Annotated in this window: 19 protein-coding genes; 7 read left to right on the top strand and 12 right to left on the bottom strand. The window is 72.3% G+C overall.

Annotated elements, in window-relative coordinates; genetic code table 11:
- Positions 1–17 precede the first annotated feature (17 nt).
- The 10 genes from OOK41_RS04105 to OOK41_RS04060 all read right to left on the bottom strand — a co-directional run bounded on the left by OOK41_RS04105 (position 18) and on the right by OOK41_RS04060 (position 10353).
- On the bottom strand, positions 18–1565 hold the full coding sequence (locus OOK41_RS04105) for an FAD-dependent monooxygenase (RefSeq protein ID WP_266263023.1): 1548 nt from the start codon (positions 1563–1565) through the stop codon (positions 18–20).
- Positions 1558–2502, bottom strand: coding sequence for an aromatase/cyclase (locus tag OOK41_RS04100; protein WP_117673195.1), 945 nt, complete (start codon positions 2500–2502; stop codon positions 1558–1560). The genes OOK41_RS04105 and OOK41_RS04100 overlap by 8 nt, the downstream gene beginning before the upstream one ends.
- Before the next feature lie 45 nt (positions 2503–2547).
- Positions 2548–3354 carry a 3-oxoacyl-ACP reductase FabG gene (gene fabG / locus OOK41_RS04095; RefSeq protein WP_266263022.1) on the bottom strand — a complete coding sequence of 269 codons (807 nt, stop codon included), beginning with the start codon at positions 3352–3354 and terminating at the stop codon, positions 2548–2550.
- Positions 3351–3623 (bottom strand): acyl carrier protein, encoded by a 273-nt coding sequence (locus tag OOK41_RS04090; RefSeq protein WP_117673199.1) that lies wholly within the window; start codon positions 3621–3623, stop codon positions 3351–3353. Before OOK41_RS04090 ends, fabG begins: the two co-directional genes overlap by 4 nt.
- A gap of 24 nt (positions 3624–3647) precedes the next feature.
- Positions 3648–4871 carry a ketosynthase chain-length factor gene (locus OOK41_RS04085; RefSeq protein ID WP_117673201.1) on the bottom strand — a complete coding sequence of 408 codons (1224 nt, stop codon included), beginning with the start codon at positions 4869–4871 and terminating at the stop codon, positions 3648–3650.
- Positions 4868–6136 carry a beta-ketoacyl synthase gene (locus OOK41_RS04080; protein ID WP_266263021.1) on the bottom strand — a complete coding sequence of 423 codons (1269 nt, stop codon included), beginning with the start codon at positions 6134–6136 and terminating at the stop codon, positions 4868–4870. The genes OOK41_RS04085 and OOK41_RS04080 overlap by 4 nt, the downstream gene beginning before the upstream one ends.
- On the bottom strand, positions 6133–6462 hold the full coding sequence (locus OOK41_RS04075; RefSeq protein WP_117673205.1) for a TcmI family type II polyketide cyclase: 330 nt from the start codon (positions 6460–6462) through the stop codon (positions 6133–6135). The genes OOK41_RS04080 and OOK41_RS04075 overlap by 4 nt, the downstream gene beginning before the upstream one ends.
- A gap of 28 nt (positions 6463–6490) precedes the next feature.
- Complete coding sequence (locus OOK41_RS04070; RefSeq protein WP_117673207.1) at positions 6491–7963, bottom strand: FAD-dependent monooxygenase; 1473 nt, start codon at positions 7961–7963, stop codon at positions 6491–6493.
- A gap of 265 nt (positions 7964–8228) precedes the next feature.
- Positions 8229–9128, bottom strand: a complete 900-nt coding sequence (locus OOK41_RS04065; RefSeq protein WP_266263020.1) for a hypothetical protein — start codon at positions 9126–9128, stop codon at positions 8229–8231.
- 184 nt (positions 9129–9312) lie between these two features.
- Positions 9313–10353, bottom strand: coding sequence for a ParB N-terminal domain-containing protein (locus OOK41_RS04060; protein ID WP_207892945.1), 1041 nt, complete (start codon positions 10351–10353; stop codon positions 9313–9315).
- A gap of 808 nt (positions 10354–11161) precedes the next feature.
- Here OOK41_RS04060 and OOK41_RS04055 point away from each other — a divergent pair.
- Entirely contained in the window at positions 11162–11689 is a 528-nt protein-coding gene (locus OOK41_RS04055) for a DUF6244 family protein (RefSeq protein WP_266263019.1), read from the top strand.
- A 22-nt stretch (positions 11690–11711) separates the two neighbouring features.
- Here OOK41_RS04055 and OOK41_RS04050 read toward each other — a convergent pair whose 3' ends face one another.
- On the bottom strand, positions 11712–12665 hold the full coding sequence (locus OOK41_RS04050) for an FG-GAP repeat protein (RefSeq protein WP_266263018.1): 954 nt from the start codon (positions 12663–12665) through the stop codon (positions 11712–11714).
- A 323-nt stretch (positions 12666–12988) separates the two neighbouring features.
- On the opposite strand from OOK41_RS04050, the gene OOK41_RS04045 reads away from it, so the two are divergent.
- The 4 genes from OOK41_RS04045 to OOK41_RS04030 all read left to right on the top strand — a co-directional run bounded on the left by OOK41_RS04045 (position 12989) and on the right by OOK41_RS04030 (position 17043).
- Positions 12989–14617 carry an FG-GAP and VCBS repeat-containing protein gene (locus tag OOK41_RS04045; RefSeq protein ID WP_266263017.1) on the top strand — a complete coding sequence of 543 codons (1629 nt, stop codon included), beginning with the start codon at positions 12989–12991 and terminating at the stop codon, positions 14615–14617.
- A gap of 288 nt (positions 14618–14905) precedes the next feature.
- Entirely contained in the window at positions 14906–15553 is a 648-nt protein-coding gene (locus tag OOK41_RS04040) for a hypothetical protein (protein WP_117673218.1), read from the top strand.
- Positions 15554–15671: 118 nt separating this feature from the next.
- Entirely contained in the window at positions 15672–16184 is a 513-nt protein-coding gene (locus OOK41_RS04035; RefSeq protein ID WP_266263016.1) for a SigE family RNA polymerase sigma factor, read from the top strand.
- Positions 16174–17043 carry a hypothetical protein gene (locus OOK41_RS04030; RefSeq protein ID WP_117673222.1) on the top strand — a complete coding sequence of 290 codons (870 nt, stop codon included), beginning with the start codon at positions 16174–16176 and terminating at the stop codon, positions 17041–17043. Before OOK41_RS04035 ends, OOK41_RS04030 begins: the two co-directional genes overlap by 11 nt.
- A gap of 223 nt (positions 17044–17266) precedes the next feature.
- On the opposite strand, the gene OOK41_RS04025 is transcribed toward OOK41_RS04030, so the two are convergent.
- Complete coding sequence (locus OOK41_RS04025; RefSeq protein ID WP_266263015.1) at positions 17267–18211, bottom strand: LysR family transcriptional regulator; 945 nt, start codon at positions 18209–18211, stop codon at positions 17267–17269.
- A gap of 93 nt (positions 18212–18304) precedes the next feature.
- Between OOK41_RS04025 and OOK41_RS04020 the strand changes: the two genes are divergently transcribed.
- Both OOK41_RS04020 and OOK41_RS04015 read left to right on the top strand, forming a co-directional pair.
- Positions 18305–19495 carry a TDT family transporter gene (locus OOK41_RS04020; RefSeq protein ID WP_117673226.1) on the top strand — a complete coding sequence of 397 codons (1191 nt, stop codon included), beginning with the start codon at positions 18305–18307 and terminating at the stop codon, positions 19493–19495.
- Positions 19492–20424: a peptidoglycan DD-metalloendopeptidase family protein gene (locus tag OOK41_RS04015; RefSeq protein ID WP_266263014.1), complete on the top strand. Its 933-nt coding sequence runs from the start codon at positions 19492–19494 to the stop codon at positions 20422–20424. Before OOK41_RS04020 ends, OOK41_RS04015 begins: the two co-directional genes overlap by 4 nt.
- The last annotated feature ends 175 nt before the right edge of the window (positions 20425–20599 follow it).

The following is a 20599-nucleotide window of genomic DNA, read 5'->3' as shown; positions in this document are numbered from 1 at the left end:
TCGAATGGGTCTTGGCGTCAGTCCACCGGCAGCGGCCCGGTCCCGGGCGCGCCGAACCAGCGGTGCAGGGCGACCAGGAGCCGGCCACCGCCGGCCGCGCTCCAGGCCACGTGCCCGTCCGGGCGGAGCAGGACCGCCCGCTCCTCGTGCAGCGTGCTGCTGCGGTCGGTCCGGGCGGTCAGCACCCGTACCCGGCCGGCCCAGCCCGCCGCCGCGTCCCGGAGCCGGTCGGCCTGCCGCCGGCCGGCCGCGACGCAGACGAGCACGCCGCGCGCCGGCTGGAGCAGCGCCGTCGTGCTCGACCAGCCACCGGCGGTGAGCAGCACACAGTGCGAGATCCGGTGGCCGACCAGCGGGTGGGGCTGCCGGCCGATCGGGTACCGCACGTCGAGGCCGCTGATCGCGGCGGCCAGGTGCCGCCGCGCGTCGGGGGTGCCCAGCAGCTCGGTCAGCACCCCGCGCATCGCGTCCACCTCGGGACCGCCGAAGAGCAGCAGCGACTGGGCCCGGACGTCCCTGAGCGTGCGGGCGCCGACCGGGTGCCGCTCGTCGTGGTAGCTGTCCAGCAGCCCCGGGGAGGCCCACCCCCGCACCTGGGCGGCGAGCTTCCAGCCGAGGTTGGCGGCGTCCTGGAGCCCCAGGTTGATGGCCTGGCCGCCGACCGGCATCTGCACGTGCGCGGCGTCGCCCGCGAGCAGCACCCGGCCCCGGCGGTACCGGGTGACCTGGCGACTCGCGTCGTCGAACGAGTCGAGCCACACCGGCCGGCCCCCGGCGACGTCCTCGCCGGTGACCCGGCGCCAGACCGCCGCCACCTCGTCGAAGGAGGGGCGTCGCCCGACACGTGCCGGCGGGCGGCCGAACTCGTGCACCATGATCCGGGTGGTGCCGTCGTCCCGGCGCGCCGCGGTGGCCAGCCCCTGCGGGTAGCGGCGCAGCCGCCGCTCGCCGAGGTCGACGCCCGCCAGGTCCGCCCGGTAGAGCAGCCGGTCGGCGGCCGAACCGGCCAGCTCGAAGCCGGCCAGCCGGCGGACCGTGCTCTCCTCGCCGTCGCAGCCGACCAGATAGTCCGCCCGCAGCCGGAGCGGCCCGGACGGGCCGTCCACCTCGGCCAGCACGGCGGACCGGGTGACGGTCATGTCGCGCAGCTCGTGCCCGCGCCGGACCTCGGCGCCGAGTTCCCTGGCCCACTCCTCCAGCACCGACTCGACGAGTGGCTGCCGGACCCGCCAGAGCCCGGCATGCCGGCTGGGCAGGTGGCCGAGGTCCACCGGGACGCCTCCGAAGTGGCTCGTCCGGTCGCACTCGACCGGGCCCAGCCGGCCGAGCAGCCCGCGCTGGTCCAGCACCTCCATGGTCCGGGCGTTCAGGTGCGTCGCCCGCGACTCGCCGGTGGGCGCCCCGAGCCGTTCCAGGACGACCACCCGCGCCCCGCCGAGCCGCAGCTCCCCGGCGAGCAGCAGGCCCACCGGCCCGGCGCCGACCACGATCACGTCGGCGTCCCGCCGGTCCCGGTCCGGGGCGCGCCCGCCCCAGGGGCCACCGCCCGCCGCCGGCTCAGCCATCGCGCTCGGCGTGCTCCTTGGCGTGCCGCAGGGTGGCCAGGCTGTTCGTGCTCAACGCGTTGCGCACGAAGCTCCGGGCCTCCGCGACCCCCGCCTCCGGGCCGAGCACCCGGGCGATGTTCGCCTCGTTGATCACGACGGTGTGCCGGGAGGTGACGGCCACGCCGCCCGGCACGCTCTCGAACAGCCAGTGCCCGGTGTGCAGGGTCATCAGGGCGGGCACCTGGATCTGCTTGTAGACGATCCGCTCGTGCGGGAAGCACACCCGCACCGAGGTGGTGGTGTGGGTGGACCCGTCCTTCGTCAGGGTCTCCATCTCCAGCAGTTGGAGACCGGGGGTGTCCTCACGCAACGACACCCGGGCGACGTGCGGCAGCCGGTCCGACCAGCGGTCGGCCTCGTTGACGAAGTCGTAGACCGCCTTGGCCGGCGCGTCGATCCGGACGGTGTCGTCGAAGACGAGCAGCCGTCCGGTGCCGTCCTCGACCAGCTCCGCGTTCGCCTTCAGCGCGGCGAGCTCGGCCGTGCTGTTCCGGTCGACCGCCCGGTCGATCCAGGCCAGCTTCTCGGGGTCGTCGTCGACGGCCCGGTAGTCGTGCAGCAGCCGGACCCGGCACCGGTCCCCGCCGACCGGCTCGATCAGCCAGGCGCCGCCCATCGCGCCCACCGGCGGCGTCGACACCTCCTGGCGGAAGTCGACCCGCAGGTTGTCGGGGTCCAACCGACGGCGCGAGGTCCAACTCTTCGGCTCGCCGTTCGCCGTGGCCCAGATCCGGATCCGTTCCTCCCGGTCGGACCGCTCGACGTGGTCGACGTGCACGGTCGGCGGGAAGAGCCGGGGCCAGTTCTCCACGTCGACGATCAGCCGGTACGCCACGGCGGCGGGGACCGCAATCTCGATCTCGTGCTCGACCGTCCTCTGGTGCTGTTCAGGCATGCTCGTTCTCCTCGGTCGCGGCGGTGCGGGACGGCGCCCGGCCCGTCAGAAGTTGCCCAGGCCACCGCAGACGTTGATGGCCTGGGCGGTGATCGAAGCGGCGGTCTCCGAGGCCAGGTAGCCGACCATGCCGGCGACCTCCTCGGGGGTCGAGTAGCGGCCCAGCGGGATCTTGGCCTGGAACCGCTTCATGACGTCGTCCTCGGAGACGTTCCAGGCGCCCGCGTAGCCCTGCCGGACCCGCTGGGCCATCGGCGTCTCGACGTAGCCGGGACAGACCGCGTTGACGGTGATGCCGGTGGGTGCCAACTCGTTGCCGAGCGCCTTGGTGAACCCGACGACGCCGTGCTTGGACGCCGAGTACGGGGCACCCAGCACGACGCCCTGCTTCCCGGCGGTCGAGGCGATGTTGATGATGCGGCCCCACCCGCCGTCCCGCATGCGGCCGGTGTTGAGCACCGCGCGGGACATGAGGAAGACGCTGTTCAGGTTCGTGTTGATCACGTCCATCCAGAGGTCGTCGGCGATGTCGGCGGTCACCCCGCCGCCGCTGCGGCCGGCGTTGTTCACCAGGATCCCGACCGTCCCGTAGCGGCTGACGGCGGTGCCGACGAAGTCCTCGATCTCGGCGCCGGACCGGACGTCGCAGGCCGTCCCGTCGACGTCGAAGCCCCGCTGGCGCAGTTCCTTGGCGGTGGACGCGACCTTGTCCGCGTTCCGGGCGCAGATGAACACCTGGTGCCCGGCGGCGGCCAACTGCTCGGTGACCGCGAGGCCGATGCCGCTGGTCGCGCCGGTCACCAGCGCCACCCGTCCGCGGCGCTGCGCCGACTCCTCCTCCCGGGCGGTCACTTGACCAGCCGCTTCTCGATCGACAGCCGGGCGTTGACGGCGGCGAGCAGGACCCGCGGGGTACGTGCCTCGATGACGGTGCTGTCGTCGAGCGAGATGCCGTACTCCCGCTCGATCCGGCTGCCGGTCTCGAGCAGGGCGAGCGAGTCGTACCCCAGCTCGTCGAACGCGGCGTCGTGGATGTCGGTGGTTAGGTGGGTGCCCTCGTCGGCACCGGCCGCGGCGCGCAGGATGCGCCGCAGGTCTTCGATCGTGAACTCGTCGGCCATCGGGTCGTCCTCTCTGAACGGGTGCTACTGCGGATGCGGACTGCGAACGACCACCGCGGAGTTGAAGCCGCCGTAGCCGCGGGCCAGCACCAGTGCGGCCCGGACCGGCAGCCGCCGGGGGCGTTCGGTCACCAGGTCGAGGCCGTGCTCCGCGGCGGGCGTGACGTGCACGGTGGGTGGGACCACGCTGTCCCGGACGGCGAGCAACGCGGTCACGACGTCCAGCGCGCCCGCCCCGGAGCAGAGCCGGCCGGTCATCGTCTTGGGGGCCGTCACCGGCACCCCGAGCGGCCCGAACACCGCCGCGATCGCGGCGGCCTCGATCCGGTCCTGCTCCGGCACGCCGGCCGCGTCGGCGAACACGACGTCGACGTCGTCGGGAGCCAGCCCGGCGTCGGCCAGCGCCAGCTCGATCGCCCGCCGCATCCCCGGCTCCCGGCCGCTGTCCGGGTGCGGGTCGAAGGTGGTGCCGTACCCGGCGATCTCGCCGTAGACGGTGGCCGCCCCCCGGTCGCGGGCCGAGTCGGCGTCCTCCACGACGAGCAGCGCACCGCCCTCGGCCGGCACGTGCCCGCAGGCCCCGGCGTCGAACGGCAGGTACGCGCGGTCCGGCTGCTCGCTCGTGCTCAGTCGCCGGCTGGCGAGCTGGGCCACCCAGCCCCACGGACAGATCGAGGCGTCGACCCCGCCGGTGATCATCAACCGGGTGCCCTGTCGGACGTGCCGGCGCGCCTGAGCCACCGCGTCCAACCCGCCCGCCTGGTCGCTGACCAGCGCGCCGCACGGCCCACGCATCCCGTTGCGGATGGAGATCTGGCCCGTGTTCACCGCGTAGAACCACGCGAACGACTGGTACGCGCTGACATACTGGCTGCCCTGGCTCCACAGGTTGCGCAGCTCGCCCTGCCCGAACTCGAAGCCGCCCGACGAGCTGGCGGTCACCACGCCCATGTCGTACTCGGGCAGGTCGCCCGCGCGAACCCCGGCGTCGGCCAGCGCCCAGTCGGTGGCGACCAGCGCCAGCTGGGTCATCCGGTCGGTCTGCGGCAGCAGCCGGCCGGGCAGGTGTTCCGCGGCGGAGAACCCGCGGATCTCCCCCGCCAGCCGGGCCGGGTACCGGTCGGGGGTGAAGCGGGAGACCGGGCGGATGGCGCTCTCGCCGCGCAGGGTGGCCGCCCAGTACGCGGCGGTCCCGAGCCCGTTCGGCGCGGTGACGCCGATCCCGGTCACCACCGCCCGGGCGGTCACCTCCGGCTCCGGCCGGGCCGGGTCAGCACCATCGCGCTCTGGAACCCGCCGAAGCCGCTGCCGACGGTCAGCACGGTGTCGGTGCGCTGCGACCGGGCGACGCGGGGCACGTAGTCGAGGTCGCACTCGGGGTCGGGTTCGTGCAGGTTGGCGGTGGGCGGGACGACCCCGGTCTCGATCGCCAGCGCGGAGGCCGCGATCTCGATCGAGCCGACGGCGCCCAGCGAGTGGCCGATCATCGACTTGATCGAACTCACCGGGGTCCGGTACGCGTGGTGGCCCAGGCTCAGCTTGAACGCGGCCGTCTCGTGCCGGTCGTTCTGCTTGGTGCCGGAGCCGTGCGCGTTGACGTAGTCGATGTCGCCGGGGTTGACCCGGGCCTCGGCCAGCGCAGCCCGGATCGCCTCGGCCATCTCCCGCCCGTCGGGGCGCAGGCCGGTCATGTGGAACGCGTTGCACCGGGACGCGAAGCCGGCGATCTCCGCGTAGATGTGCGCCCTGCGCCGGCGGGCGTGCTGGTACTCCTCCAGCACGAAGATGGCCGAGCCCTCGCCGAGCACGAAGCCGTTGCGGGTGGCGTCGAAGGGGCGCGACGCGTGCTCGGCGTCGTCGTTGCGCGGGCTGGTCGCCTTGATCGCGTCGAAGCAGGCGAGGGTGATGGGGGAGATCGGGGCGTCCGTGGCACCGGCGATCATCACGTCGGCGGCGCCCTCCCGGATCAGCTCGCAGGCGTGACCGACGGAGTCGAGCCCGGAGGTGCAGCCGGTGGAGACCACGGTGGTCGGCCCCTCCGCGCCCACCGCCCACGCCACCTCGGCCGCGAACGAGCTGGGCACGAAGTGGTTGTAGAGGTGCGGCGGGGCGTACTCGTGGTCGACCAGGTCCAGCCGACCGCCGTCGCTCACCACCCGGTACTCCTGGTCGAGCCCCATCGTGGCACCGACCGCGCTGCCGACGGTCACCCCCACCCGGTGCGGGTTCAGCTCCGCCACGCCGAGCCCGCTGTCCGCGACCGCCTCGCGGGCGGCGACCAGCGCGAGCTGCGCCGCCCGGTCCATCCGCCGCACCTCCTGAGGCGTCAGCCCGCTCAGGTACGGGTCGAAGTCGATCTCCGCAGCGATCTGGGAGCGGAACTGCGCGGGGTCGAAGAGCGAGATCCGCCGGGTTGCCGTCCGGCCGTCGCCCAGGAGGGCCCAGAATTCCTTGACGCCGATCCCACCCGGTGCAAGAACCCCGATACCGGTGATCACTACCCGAGGTCTCACGTGTTTTCCCTCCAGTGGTAGAAGCGAGTCGCCATGGCGTCCTTCGGCGAGCGCCAGGTCGCCGGGTCATAGGCTCCGATGAACGGCTTGAGATCCTCACTGATCGCGACGAACAACGGGTCCGACTTCGCCTGCTCCACGGCTTCGCCGCCGGTTTCCGAATCGAAGTCCTGGAGATGGAAATACAGTCCCCGGTACGCGAAGAGTTCGCGCCGCCGGGTGCCCATGCGGTGCGGCAGGTCGGTCTTGTCGAACTCCTCGAAGAGCCGGCCGACCGCAGACGCCGACTCCGGCGCCATGCGGGCCACGATCAGGGTGCTGTACATGCCTCTTCCTTCCTGCGGTGGCGGCTGGTCAGGCGGGGCCGAACCATCGGTCCAGCGCCGCGGGCAGCTCTCCCGGGCCGGAGTGTTCGCCCGCCGTCCAGGCGACGTGCCCGTCCGGCCGGATCAGGACGGCCGCGGTGCCGCTCAGGGGGCTGCGGGCGTCGGCGTCGTGCGGCACGGCGGTCACGATCTGCACCCGGTCCGCCCAGCCGGCCGCGGCGGCCCGCAGCTCCGCGTCGTCGGCGAGGTCGAGCAGCACGCCCCGGGCCGGGTGCAGCAGCTCCGTGGTGCTGGTCTTGCCGGCCTCGCCGACCAGCTCCTGGTGGGGCATCCGCCGGCCGAGCAGGGGATGGTCGCCCTCGCCGAACGCGTACTGGATGGCGAGGCCGCTCACCATGCCCGCCAGGTGCCGGCTCACGCTGTCGTACGCGATCAGCTCGGTCAGCACGTCGCGCAGCGGCTGCATCTCCTCCCCGCGCAGGAAGAGCAGCCCCTGGGCCCGGGTGTTCATCAGCAGCCGCGCACCGACCGGGTGGCGCTCGGCGTGGTAGGTGTCGAGCAGCTCCGGCGGGGCGGAGCCGCGGACCACGGCGGCCAGCTTCCACCCGAGGTTCACCGAGTCCTGGACGCTGACGTTGAGCCCCTGCCCGCCGGCGGGCAGGTGGATGTGGGCGGCGTCGCCGGCGATCAGCACCCGGCCCCGGCGGTACTGCGTGACCTGCCGGGTGGCGTCACCAAAGGCGCTGACCCACAGGCCGGTGCCGTGGTGGATGCTCTCCCCGGTCAGCCGCTGCCAGGCGTCGGCGACCTCGGCGAAGCTCGGCGGCGTCGTCCGCCGGGCCGGCGGGGTGCCCCGCTCGCAGACGATGATGCGGTCCACGCCGTCGCCCAGCGGGCCGGCCATCACCATGCCGCCCGGGAAGGACTCCCCGATCGGGCGCGGTCGCAGGTCGCAGCCCTGCACGTCGGCGAGGAACATCTCCATGGTCGCCGCGGTGCCGGGGAAGTCGAACCGGGCCGCCTTCCGGACGGTGCTCCGGCCGCCGTCGCAGCCCACCAGGTACTGCGCGCGCAGGGCCGTCGGTCCGGCCGGGGTCCGCACCTGCACCTCGACGCCCCCGTCGTGCTCGGTGAACCCGACGAACTCCCAGCCGCGCCGGATGTCGGCACCCAGCTCGACGGCCCACTCGGTGAGCACGGCCTCGGTGCGCGCCTGTGGCACTCCCTTGGCGCCGAAGTGCGCGCCGTCGAGCACGCTGAAGTCCACCGGCAGCCCGCCGAAGTGGCCCACCGGGCTCGTCTCGATCGGCCCGAACCGGGGCAGCAGGCCGCGCTGGTCGAACACCTCCATCGTCCGGGCGGTGAAGCCCAGGCCCCGGGACTCACCGGTCGGTCGGTCCAGCCGGTCGAGGACGACCACCGGCACGCCGCCGAGTCGCAGCTCCCCGGCGAGCATCAGGCCGGCCGGGCCGGCCCCCACCACAATGACCGCAGCATCCATCGATTCTCCTTCATCGACAGTCAGATCCTCGGACAGGAATTGCCGGGCCCCATTTGGCCGGCGCGGTTGAGGATCAGATATCCGGAAACCGGATTTCGCATCGCCGTGATTCGTCGAATTCGGCCACGCCGCCCGGGGTGCGGGTAATTGGCGGATCCTCGACTCTCCGTCGGGTCAACGGCCAATGCGGCGGATGCTGGGATACAGCTTCTTCGGTTCACCGTCGGACGTCAAGAGACGTCCAATCAATCAATGCACACCGGCGTTACCGTGCCGTCCGGTCCGCACTTCGCCGGGCACGCCGGTCGAACGTCCTGGTCACGTCGGCCGCTAGGTACGTGGTCCGGCCCGCCCGGCTGCGGCGGCCCCACCGCTCCTCGCTGGCGAGCCGGTAGACCGTGCCGGACGGGACCCGCCAGAGCCGGGCGATGTCCGCGGCCGTGAACCAGCGCGCCCCCGGGACGGCGGTGGCCGCCGCGCCGGGGGCGGCGTCTCCCGCGACGGGCCGGCGCATCCGCCGGTGGAGCTCCAGCCACTGGTGGTCGGCCCACCGGTGCCGGGGGTCCTCCCGACACCGGATCTCCGCCGGTGACGGCTCGTGCGGGCGCAGGTGGGCCACGAGCTGGCCGGTGCAGCCGACCTCCACGCAGGACCCGAGCCGCACCTGACGTAGCTGTGCCGGGTACGCCGCTCGGCGCGCCGAGCGGACGAGCTGCGCCACCTCCTCGCTGAACTCGGCCGCCGCCGGGTGCGCCGCCACCCAGCGGAGGTGTCGCAGGAGGAACCGGGCCAGCGGGGTGGCCGACCGGGACGGTGGGTCGACCCGGCGCTCGGTGACGACCAGTCCGGCCCACGATCCGAGCACCCCGACGATGGTCGCCCGGGCCTCGGCGACGACCGGGTTGAACGGCATCGACGGCACCGTCCCGCCGCCGGAGGTGCGCTCGTGCTGCACGCCGGATCCGCCGCCCAGCGCCTGCCCGCAGTCGTCGTACAGGGCGGGGAGCAGGCGCAGGTCCCGCTCGGCGTTCGCCAGGCACGACGGGCACAGCCGGGAGCCCGCCTCGGCCAGCCCCGCCGGCCGGCCGGCGCCCTCGCGCGACCGGCAACCCGCCCCGACGCACACCGCGTCCAGGATCCCGGGTATCTCGCACTCTCGATTCATCTCGGCATCTCTCCTGAATTCCCCGCCCTCGTGGGGCGGATGGTCGACGGGCGTGCTTCTCCGCCGTCGGGACGCCGACGCGCCGACGCGCCGGCTGACCGGGCGGGTCGGGGCGGCCGGCATCCGGCCGGCTGTCACCGGACCGGGGCGAGCCGCCGGTCCGGCCGAAGGACCACGACCGGGGCTACGGGAGCCGGGTGGCCGACGACGAGACCTGCGTCGTGGTCGCCCGCGCCGCCGGCCCGGTGGTACGGATCCTGCGCTCGATGTGTTCCGCGAACTCCCGCCACGTCTCCGCGCAGGCGTCGGCCGCTCCGTGGACGAGAAGCATGGAGTGCGGAGGGATCGTGTCGATCAGCTCGTTCCACTGCTCTCCGCTGATGTTCAGCGCCGCGAGCATCCGGAGCAGGAGCCGGCCCTTCTCGTTGAAGCGGAGGGACGGGTCGTTGCGGAGGCTCGCCGAGATCGCGTTGCGGTCGCGTCGGCTCCGGACCGTGGTCGCGGTGACGTCCCGCGCCTCCGTGCCGTCCGCCGGTTGCCGCTTCGGGCTCCGCCGCGGGGGCGGCACCGGATCGTCGCCGCGGCTCATCCTGCGGCGTACGTCGCGGACGGTGGTCGGGGAGATGCCCGCCGCCCGGGCGATGGTACGCAGCGACGCGTCCGGCTGCTTCGCGATCAGCTCGCTCGCCCGCCGCCGGCCCTCGGCGCTGTCCAGGGGCCGGACCCGGCCGTCCCGGCCGAGGCGCGTGTGCAACTGCGTGCTTTCCCCGGTTGCACGACGCCGGATGGACCCCACCGTCTTCGCCGCGAGCCCGGTGGTGGCGGCGATGACCCGGTCCGACCACTGCGGGTGGGAGGCGATGATGCGGTAGGCGGCGGCCGTCCGGTCGGCCAGCGAGAGCGGCAGCCCGTGCGCGATGTTGAGTTCCACCGCGAGGACGAAGGCCTCCTTCGCGTCGCCCTCGAAGAACTGGACGTCGATGTGCGTGTCGCCCCGTGACACCGCCGCGCGCACCCGGTGCATCCCGTCGACGACCCGCAGGGTCGGCCGGTGTACCAGGATCGGCGGGAACCTCGTCTCCGACTCCACGAGTACGCGCACGTAGTCCGGATTCTCGCCCTCCACCCGTGGGGAGTCCGAGGCGACCAGCAGGTCCAGCGCGACCCGCTCGACCGACTGCGAGACGGGCAGCCGGTCCAGGACCGGCGAGACCCACTCGACCAACTCCGAACCCCGGTTCGGCGATAAGGCAGACTTGTCCGTCACACTGGCCCCCGTAACTGCATTAACTGGATATCGAGATATCAGAACCGGAGCGGCGCGCCTGACGCCATTGCCAGAAAATTACTTAATCGACAGGCAGGCGCCACCGGTTTTGCGGGAATCGCCCTCGATCCCCACCGTCACTGAAGCTCGCACCGTCACTCACCGTCAACCGAAAGGCGACGCGGACAACTGTAAGTAGACCACCGGTAGCTGTAAAGGAGGACGAGGGTGCACACCGGACGCCACCGCAGTGTCGTGATATTGACGCAACATTAGCGGCAACCAATACCTAACGCGCTCTTAACGCGGGCTTGAGCAGCGCATCGACCAGACCTTCCGGTGGGCCCGGCACCGCTCCGACAGGCCGGCGCAGCCGGCCCCGCGCCTGCGGGCCTCCGCCCCACTCCCCTCGCCCGGGCACCTTTCGGCCGCCGTGCCGACGCCCTGGACCGCGCGTTCAGCAGGGACAACGCGGCACGTCGAGCGACCGGGCCAAACGTCTTGGGATTCCCATTCGGCACAAATCGAGAGGAGCGGGAATACGAAAGGCGTCCTAAACCTGCACCGTGACGCTTATCACAGCACCCGGGTGGGGTTGCCGTGACGCTTCCACCCGGATACGAAGGCTCGCAGCCACGCCACGGTGGTGACGGATGCGGCGGCGGATGCCCACTCCGGGAGCCCCCGGTGGACAGCGGGGGCGGCGGCTGATCGGTACCGTCAACGTTCGACCTCTTCGCCGCCCCCGATCGAGAGAAGCCCGCCCGTGTCGCACGTCGAGAAGATCACCGGTGAGCTGCGGGCGCTGACCACCGGCGTCGAACGCGCACAGGGGCTGGCCGCCGCCGCCCACAAGCAGGCGCAGGAGGTGGCCCTGCGCGCCGCCGGTGCCGGCTTCGCCGCCGTCGCGGCCGGCATGACCCGGGTGCAGGCCGCGGTCTCGGAGATCCAGGGCACCCTGAACGGGCTGGCCACGTCCCTGGGCGAAGCGACGAAGACCACGGCGGCGGTCCCCCACCAGGCCACCCCGCAGGAGACCATCGCCGGGCTCACCCCCGTTCGGAGCAGCGTCGACGGTGTCCGCGACACCACGACCAGGACCATCGGTCAGCTCGGCGAGACCCGGCAGCTCGCCACCCTGGTGCTCCAGGGCGGGCAACCTGGCCCGATGCTGTCGACGCTGGAGAGCATCAGGCAGGTCCTGACGCTGGTCGTCCAGCGCACCGCTGTCGCCCGCCAGTCCGTCGAGGCGGCCATCGCCGAGGCACGACAGCTCGGTTCCTCGGAAAACTGACCGGATCTGGCCGCCGGGCCGCTCAACCCCCCAGCAGGCGGTAGCCGAAGTGCACGATCCGGACATCGGGATCCGGGAAGTCCGCCGGCCGCTGCTGCCGCACCGCCACCAGGCGAAGCCAGTGCGCCTGCGGCGTGCCGCGCAGGTTCCTGGGGCCGTCGAGCCGCAGGGTCGTGATGAGCCCGTACGGCTCACCGGGGGCCTGCTGCCACATGTCCTCGTACTTCGACTCGGCGAACATCTCCAGCGGACCGGTCCCGTCCAGGTCGAGAATCGCCACGGACGACCCGAGGTAGTCGTTGGGTTCCGGGCGATCGTTCATCACGCCGGCACCGGCCCTGCGGATCGATCCCACGGCGTTCTGGGTGTAGACGAACGAGCCGGCCCCGGTCGGTCCCGCCGGCGTGCCGGGAATCAGCGTCACCGAACCGGCGTCCTGCACCGTTCCCACGGTCATCGTCATCGCGCCGACCAGCAGGTCCGGTATGCCGTCGCCGGTGGCGTCGCCGGTCGCGAGCGAGTAGCCGAAGAGGCCGCCGGTCGGGTCGTCGTCCACTTCACCGGGAACCCCCGGGGTTTCCTGGTCGATCACCCGGTGCCCAGCCCAGGTGAGCCCGGAGCTTGCCCCACGGAGATAGATGACCAGGCCACCCGATGTCCGGGGAACCCCGAGGACGAGGTCCGCACGCCCGTCCTGGTCCAGGTCCGACAGCACCATCACGTCGACCTGAAGGGTGTGACCGGGGGTGTCCCGCTGGCCCTCGATCTTCGTGACACCGGCGACGCTCGGCCCGCCCACCGATCCGGGAAAGAGCGTCACGATGCCGTGCCGGTCGGATTCGGTCGTCCCGCGCCGGAACCCGCTCACAACGAGGTCGTCGTAGCCGTCGCCGGTGAAGTCACCGATCACCAACTGGGTGCCGAACTCCTCCTCCACCAGGCCCTGCCAGCGGGGCACCACCTGACGAAGCTCCACCGCACCGTTCCTGGTGAGACCGTCCTCGGTGCCCGACAGCACCGTCACCGAACCCCGGAACGGGCCGTCGCGGTCCGGCGTCGCGCCACCGTCACTGACGGCGAGGTCGTCCCGACCGGATCTTCACGCAGTTCCCTCGTCAGGGGTGGTCGGGGGAGATGAGGCTAGTGGATCCCCGAACCGCTGTCACCACGCTGCCGGGCGCAGGCGCAGCCGCGGGCACCGCCTCGATGTGATGCTGTCCCATCGTCCTCCGGAAGGGACCCGCCGGGTTGACGGTCCTGGCATCATGTTCCCGGCTGGGCGACCACGGGGAGAAGATCATGGGCATTCGGGTGCGCTGGTGCACGGTTTCCGCCTGCGTCGCGGCGCTCGTGGGCCTGCTGTCCACGGCGGCCGCCGGAGCGCCGCCGAAGCCCCGCCCGGCCAAGGTCACCCGGGACAGCGCCGGAATCGTCGTCCAGCGCGTCGGCACCTCGGGCAAGGTCGCCACGAAACTCGCGGTCACCGCCGCGGCCTCGTCTCTCGACCTCGACCGCGACGGCAAGGACGAGATGGTCGTGGGGGGCTACCTGTACCGGGGCGGTTACGGGGTCGTCGTCACCTACTCCGGCCTGCCGCAGCGTGACTACATCTCCGCACCGGTCACGTCCCCCACCCGGCCCAACTTCGGCGACACGTTGACGTCCGGCGACTTCAACGGCGACGGTTACGCCGACCTCGTGGTCGGCAACCGCGGTGAGGTGGCTCCCTCCGGCGTCGCCTTCGGCGGTGGTGTCTGGATCTTCTACGGGGGTGCCACGGGCCTCCGCCTCGACCAGCCGCAGCACCTCACCCAGGACACCGACGGCGTACCGGGCGACATGGCCGGGTACGACAGGTTCGGGGCCGCGCTCGCCACCGGGGACGTCAACGGCGACGGCCGGGACGACCTCGCCGTCGGCTCCCCGGGTGAGACGGTCAACGGGGCGGCGTCAGCGGGCTCGGTCACCGTTCTGTACGGCAGCCCGACGGGGCTCACGACCGTCGGCGCCCAACTGCTCACCCAGGACACCCCCGACGTTCCGAGTGAGGCCGAGTCGACTGACATGTTCGGCTCCGCGGTCGCCATCGGCGACATGACCGGCGACGGGTACGACGACCTCGCCGTCAGCGCGCCGGAGGAGGGCGAGTCCGGCGGCCCGATCGAGGGCGGTCTCGTCATGCTGCTGCCGGGCGGTCCCGGCGGGGTCACGACCACCGCGGTGACCTCCTTCACCGGTGCCGGCCTGGGCATCGGCGCCCTGGGCGACGAACTGTCCATCGCCGACATCGACGGGGACGGGGACGGCGATCTGGTCGCGGGTGCCCCCCGTAGCTGGGTGGGCTACATCGTCTACGTTCCGGGCAGCCCCGCCGGGCTGGACCTCGCGCGGTCGAGGACGGTCAGCATGCAGACCCCGGGAGTCCCCGGCGATCCGCTGGTCCACGTCGAGGGCGACTCGCCGCACTCGCACTTCGGCGGCGGCCTGTCGACCGGGGACGTGACCGGCGACGGGCGCGCCGACGTGCTCACCGGGGCGATGCAGTACGACGTGGGCGCAGTGGTGGACGCGGGGGCGGTACTGCTCCTCCCCGGCACCGCCCAGGGGCTGACGGGCGCCGGCTCGGTCATGCTGACGCAGGCTCCGTCGTGGCGGCTCATGCGGGTGACCAGTCTCGGCCCGGTGGCGGCGTACGACTATTTCGGCGAGTCGACCGCGATCCTCAATCTCGACGGCACCGGCCCGCTCGACATGCTCACCGGAACCAGCCGCGACGGCGACAGCGGGCTGGTGGTCGAACTGGACCTCCACTACGGCGCACGCCGGCCCGCCGCCGGATCGGCGGCCACCGCTCTGCGGCCGGTCGGTCGGTGGACCGGCACGGACCTCGGGGCGTACACCGTCGGCCACACGCTTCTGCACCGCTGACGGGAGTTGGCGGACCGGCGGGACCGGCCGCTGCGCCCGGGATCACCGGACCGTTCTGCCATGATTTCAGCCATTCCCCGGCGGCGACGGGACGGCGGCCGGTGCCGTGAGCGGGTCGGGCCGCCGGCGACGACCGTGCCGACCGTTTCGAGAATCCCGGCCGAGATCTGAAACCACACCTCCGGTCCAGGCGTCCCGAGAGTGAATCGCTCGCCGGTCACGGCTACCGCGACGGATGAGCGAGGCGGCCATCCCGGCCGGCCGGACAATCGACCGAAGGAGTGGGACATGTCGATCAACCAGTGGCTAGCCCGTGCTGGGCTGGTGGTACTGACCGGTGCTCTGGGGGCGTGCGGGGCGGGCACTTCGCCCGTTGCGGTGAGCGGGTCGGCGGCCACGTCGGAGCCGGGCGCGGCGACCCCGGCGTCCAGCGCTTCGGTGGCCGACTTCGGGTCGCAGCCGGCGGCGGCGAAGAGTTCCACCCCGCCGGTGCTGACGGGCAAGCGTCAGGTCACGATGGTACGGGTCGGCTCGTTCGAGTCGGGGTTGTCGCTGACCGACGCCGGCCGGCTGGCCGAGGTCGACGACGACAGCGGCCGGCAGCTCTTCGTGCCGACCCCGCTGGGCGGGCAGAAGTTCCTGATCAAGGCGTACGCCAGGACCAGCACCGGGCCACTCTGCTGGCGGGCGCACAACCCGGGCAACCAGCAGCCGCTGATCGTCCGGGCCGCCGCCTGCAAGGCGGAGGACGCCCGCCAGCAGTTCGAGATCCTCGCCACGAACACCGGTGGCACGCAGTCCTACCTGATCAGCATTGGCGGGGCGTACCTGCGGCATTCGTCGCGGTCCGGCCTGATCCTGGAGGAGTTGGGCGACGCGCCGCCGACGAGCAGCTTCCGGTTCATCGACAACGGGCCCGCGCCTGCCGCCCGGTGACCGTACGGCCCGGTCGGGGCCCGACGGGCAGCGCCGACCCGATCCGACCGGGCCGGCGGCGGCTGCCCGGCAGGTGAGGCGGGAACGGATGCGACCGGGCGGGTGGAGAGCTTGATCAATGCGTGACGCCGAGGAGTTCGACGCCTTCTACACCTCGTCGGCCCAGCGGGTGCTGGGGCAGGTGTACGCGATGATCGGCAATCGCACCGAGGCCGAGGACGCGGTGGCCGAGGCCTACGCCAGGGCCTGGGACCGGTGGAGCGCCGTGCGGGAGTACGACAGCCCGGAGGCCTGGGTACGCAAGGTCGCCTACCGGGTCGCGGTGAGCGCGTGGCGCAAGGCGATCAACCGCCTGCGGGCCCACCGCCGTGAGGCGGTCGAGCAACACGTCGACGCGATCTCTGTCGATCACGTCGCGCTCATCGACGCGCTACGGCGCATCCCCGCCGAGCAGCGCCGGGTCGTCGTGCTGCACCATCTGGTCGGCCTCAGCGTGGCCGAGATCGCCACGGAGGCCCGCGCGAACCCGAACACCGTCAAGACATGGCTTGCCCGCGGACGCCGGGCCCTGGCCGCCCACCTGACCGGAGCCGGGCATCAGACAACGGGCGGGAGGAGCTATGAGGCCTGACCACCACACTCTCGAGGAGGCTCTGCGGGAGTTGGCCCAGCATGCCCGGCAGGTCAGTCGGCTCGCCGCCGTCTCCGAGGTCCGTCGGCGCGGCGACACGCTTCGGCGGCGCCGGCAGATCGCGACTGCCGCGCTCGGTGTCAGCCTGCTGGGCATGCTGGGGGTGGGTGCCGCCGCGGCCCACCTCACCAGGGCACCACACGCCACTCTGCCCGTCGGGCCGCCCGGTCCGACCGGGAGCGCCCCCGCGCACTCCCCGGACGTCAGGCCGACAGGCCCGACCCCGAGTCCGCCCACGCACTCCCCGGACATGCAGCCGGCGGGCACGGACCCGAGTTCGCCCGCCGACCCGCCAGAGGCCGCGCCGACGGACATCACCCCGAGCGCGCCGGTGACTTCCGCGAGCGCCGATCCGCTGCGGCTCGGACAGCGCCAGTTCGCCGTCGTACGGTCGTCGGCATGGGAGTCAGCGGTGTCCCTGCTCGACGACGGTCGTCTCGCCGAGGTCGACGGCGACGACGGCCGCAGCCTGTTCGTGTTCGTGCCGCAGGCATCCGGCACCCACCTGGTCCGCACCGCCGAGCCGGACGCCGACGGAACCAGGCACTGCTGGCAGGTCCAGGCGGCGGGCAGTGGCCCCCTCGCCATCGTGGCGGCGCCGTGCTCGCCGGCAGATCCGAGACAGCAGTTCTCGATCGAGCCCCGTGGACAGGACGGTGACAAACCGACCTACGCCATCAGCAACCGGTCCGCCTATCTCCAGCACTCCAGCCAACGGGGCCTGATCCTCGAAGAACTCGGCGACGCGCCCCTGACCACGGTGTTCCGGTTCGTCGACAACGGCCCCGCGCCACACTGATCGGTGACTTCGACGGCGACGGCCACGGCGGCCTGCTCGGCATCGACAGCACCGGGGCCATGTACCTCAGCAACGGCAACAAGGGCTGGAGCGGCCGGGTCAAGCTCGGCTCCGGCTGGAACATGTACAAGGTCATCGTCTGAACCGACCCGCCGAACGCCCCCGGCCGCCGTGACGGCGCCGGGGGCGTTCGGCATTCCGGAGCACGGCGGCATCGCGGGGCTCAGTCGTGTGCGGCGAGGGCCCCGATGTGGGTCAGCAGGGTGCGCACGGCGCCGGCGGGCGGTGTACGGCCGCCCGTCCAGACGGCCCGCAGTTCCCGGTGCAGGTCGAGCCCCGCCAGCGCGACTTGCCGCAGCCGGCCCGACCGCAGGTCGTCGCCGACGGCGAGGCGGCTGATCACCGCCGGGCCGGCCCCGGCCAGAACCGCCGCGCGCACCGCGGCTGTGGTCGACAACTCCAGCGCAGGCGGCGCCTGTCGCCTGGTTCCGCCGAGCACCTGCCGTAGCGCGGTGGCCAGGGACTCCCGCGTGCCGGAACCGACCTCCCGCGTGACGAGCGGGGTCTCACACAGCTCGTCAGCCTCGATCCTGGACGCCCGCCGGGCCCAGCGATGATCCGGCGGCACCACCAGCACCAACTCGTCATGCGCGACGATCCGGCTACCCAACCCCCTGGGCACGCCCGGCCCCTCGACGAAACCCAGATCGGCGCAACCGGAACGGACCTGCTCGATGACGTGGTCGCTGTTGGTGGCCTCAAGCACCACCTGCACCGGCGTCTGGCCGCGACGATGAGTGTCGGCCCGCAGGCTGACCAGCCAACTCGGCAGCAACTGCTCGGCCACCGTCAGGCTGGCGCTGACCCGGATCCGGCTGCGGGTGTCCTCGCGTAACGACGCGAGACCGGCATCGACCTCCTGGGCGACCCTGACCAGGCGGTCGGCCCACTGCGCGACGACGACCCCGGCCGGGGTCAGATCGGCACCGCGGGTCGTGCGGACGGCCAGCCGCACCCCGGTCTGCGCCTCCAACGCGGCCATCCGAGCGGACACCGCCTGCTGGGTCAACCCGATCTCCCGGCCGGCCGCGCTCAAACTCCCGGTGCGGGCCACCGCGAGCAGCACCTCCAACGCCATCAGGTCCGGCATCCGCGCACTCAACACCACAGACCCAGATTGTACCCGCCCACAAGCTTTGCTTGTGGGTTCACAACATCAACCCCGCTACCGGCCGGGCCTGGCCAGCACGATCGTGGTGACATGACCACTTCGACGTTGCCCAGACCGGCCGAGGCCGACAACGCCCCGCGGCGTCCACGACCGCACCCGTTCGCCCGCTTCGGACTGCTGCGCAGCCTGGACCATCCCCGCGACGTGCTGGCGAACCTCACACCGAACTGGTACGCGTCGATCATGGGTACCGGCATCGTGGCCACGGCCGCGGCGTCACTGCCCCTGCGGCTCCCCGGCCTACGGCTGTTCGCCACCGTCGTCTGGGCGCTCGCCGCGCTGCTGCTGCTCGGGTTGACCGTCGCCACGGTGGCGCACTGGCTGCGCCACCCTCGGGCTGCTCGCGGTCACCACGCCGACCCGGTCATGGCCCACTTCTACGGCGCCCCGCCGATGGCGATGCTCACCGTCGGCGCCGGCACCCTGCTGCTGGGCCGCGACGTCATCGGCCTGAACGCCGCGGTCGGCATCGGCTGGGTGCTGTGGTTCGCCGGCACCATCACCGGGCTGGTCACCGCCGCGGCGGTGCCCTACCTACAGTTCACCCGCCACGAAGGCGTCGACCAGCGCAGCGCGTTCGGCGGATGGCTGATGCCCGTGGTGCCACCGATGGTGTCGGCCTCGGTCGGCGCTCTGCTCGTGCCCTACGCCCCCGCCGGGCAAGCTCGGATGACCCTGGTGCTGGCCTGCTACGCCATGTTCGGGCTCAGTCTGATCGCCTCGCTCATCGTGATCACGCTGATCTGGAACCGGCTCATCCTGCACAAGATCGGACCGGCGCGGATGGTGCCGACCCTGTGGATCGTGCTCGGGCCGCTCGGCCAGTCGATCACCGCGGCGAACCTGCTCGGCGGCGTCGCCGCTCAGGCCCTGCCCGGACCGTACGCCCACGCCCTGCAGGCGTTCGGCGTCGTCTACGGCATACCCGTCTGGGGTTTCGCCCTGCTCTGGGCCGGCCTGGCCGCCGCCATCACCATCAAGACCGCCCGCGATCACCTGCCGTTCTCGCTGACCTGGTGGTCGTTCACCTTCCCCGTCGGCACCTGCGTCACCGGCACCTCGGGCCTCGCCCTGCACACCGGCTCGACGATGTTCCGCACCGCCGCCGTCATCTTCTACGCCGGTCTGCTCACCGCCTGGGCCGCCGTCGCCGTCCGCACCGCCACAGGCAGCCTCCGCGGGACCCTGTTCGCCCGCGTTCCAGATGCTCGTACGGTGTGACGACGGCACCTACCGGACCGGGCCGTGGTTGCGGCCGGTTCTTCGCCATTGATGTGTATGGCAGCGGCGCAACTGCGGCTAGCATCCCTACTGTCGATGATGGTCGATTGCCTGCCTCGGCAGGCCAGTCGGAGGTGAGTTCCCTGCGCCGCATAACGCAGACCCTGGTCGCCGCCATGGTTACCTGTCTGGCCATAGCCCTGTCCGCTGTACCGGCACATGCCGCCGCCCAGGTCAGGGTGCATGTGCCCAGCGGGCTCCCGCTCAATATCCGTAACGCCCCGGCGTTGAGCGGGGCGGTGATCGGCAGTGTGCCCAACGGCAGCGTCGTCACCATCACCTGTCACGTTCGAGGGGACGCCGTCCAGGGCTTTGCCGGTGTCACCAACATCTGGAACCGGCTCTCGAGCGGCGGGTGGCTCACCGACGGGTTCCTGGAGACCGGCTCGAACGGTCCCGTCGTCCCACTCTGCGGGAGCAGCTCCGCCCAGTTCAAGCTGCCGTTCCCCGCCGGACGTGCCTACACGATCACCCAGGCGGCGGGCAGCAGCTTCTCCCACAACGATGCCTACAACCGGCACGCCATCGACTTCGGCATGCCGGTCGGCGTACCGATCCTCGCGTCCGCTGCGGGCACCATCCGCTTCGAGGGCTGGGCGACCGGCGGCGGGATCATGGCACTCGTCGACCACGGCAACAACCGATGCTCACAGTACGCACACCTGAGCGCCACGATCATCAATACCGGTGACCGGGTAGCGCAGGGGCAGCGGATCGGAACTTCCGGAGCGACCGGCAACGTGACCGGCCCTCACCTGCACTGGAACATCGTCAACTGCGACTCACACACCAGCCGCGAGATCCCCAACAGCGTCGAGGTTGGCACCAACTACGTGGTGGGCCGCGCTCCGGTCAGCCAGAACGGCTGACCGGCCCCGACCGGTCAGCGGGCGGGGATTCGATGATGTGATGGACGAGGGTGGGTGGACCCCGGTGCGGGCTCGGACTCCAGATAGGACGGTGTCCCAGCCCGCGCCGGGTAGCAGGTCGTGGTGGTCCCAGGGCGTGGGTGACGTCGGCGGCGGCGTCCGGCCGCCTCTCGTC

The organism is Micromonospora sp. NBC_01655 (assembly GCF_026339755.1).
Classification (GTDB): Bacteria; Actinomycetota; Actinomycetes; order Mycobacteriales; family Micromonosporaceae; genus Micromonospora.
This window is presented reverse-complemented; position numbering and strand designations above follow the sequence as displayed.

What these genes read in the sequence shown, in the direction of transcription:
- OOK41_RS04075 (WP_117673205.1), bottom strand. Translation starts at nt 6,462, where the DNA reads ATGTACAGCACCCTGATCGTGGCCCGCATGGCGCCGGAGTCGGCGTCT.
- OOK41_RS04040 (WP_117673218.1), top strand. Translation starts at nt 14,906, where the DNA reads ATGTCGATCAACCAGTGGCTAGCCCGTGCTGGGCTGGTGGTACTGACC.
- OOK41_RS04105 (WP_266263023.1), bottom strand. Translation starts at nt 1,565, where the DNA reads ATGGCTGAGCCGGCGGCGGGCGGTGGCCCCTGGGGCGGGCGCGCCCCG.
- OOK41_RS04065 (WP_266263020.1), bottom strand. Translation starts at nt 9,128, where the DNA reads ATGAATCGAGAGTGCGAGATACCCGGGATCCTGGACGCGGTGTGCGTC.
- OOK41_RS04070 (WP_117673207.1), bottom strand. Translation starts at nt 7,963, where the DNA reads ATGGATGCTGCGGTCATTGTGGTGGGGGCCGGCCCGGCCGGCCTGATG.
- OOK41_RS04100 (WP_117673195.1), bottom strand. Translation starts at nt 2,502, where the DNA reads ATGCCTGAACAGCACCAGAGGACGGTCGAGCACGAGATCGAGATTGCG.
- OOK41_RS04020 (WP_117673226.1), top strand. Translation starts at nt 18,305, where the DNA reads ATGACCACTTCGACGTTGCCCAGACCGGCCGAGGCCGACAACGCCCCG.
- OOK41_RS04090 (WP_117673199.1), bottom strand. Translation starts at nt 3,623, where the DNA reads ATGGCCGACGAGTTCACGATCGAAGACCTGCGGCGCATCCTGCGCGCC.
- OOK41_RS04035 (WP_266263016.1), top strand. Translation starts at nt 15,672, where the DNA reads ATGCGTGACGCCGAGGAGTTCGACGCCTTCTACACCTCGTCGGCCCAG.
- OOK41_RS04045 (WP_266263017.1), top strand. Translation starts at nt 12,989, where the DNA reads ATGGGCATTCGGGTGCGCTGGTGCACGGTTTCCGCCTGCGTCGCGGCG.
- OOK41_RS04030 (WP_117673222.1), top strand. Translation starts at nt 16,174, where the DNA reads ATGAGGCCTGACCACCACACTCTCGAGGAGGCTCTGCGGGAGTTGGCC.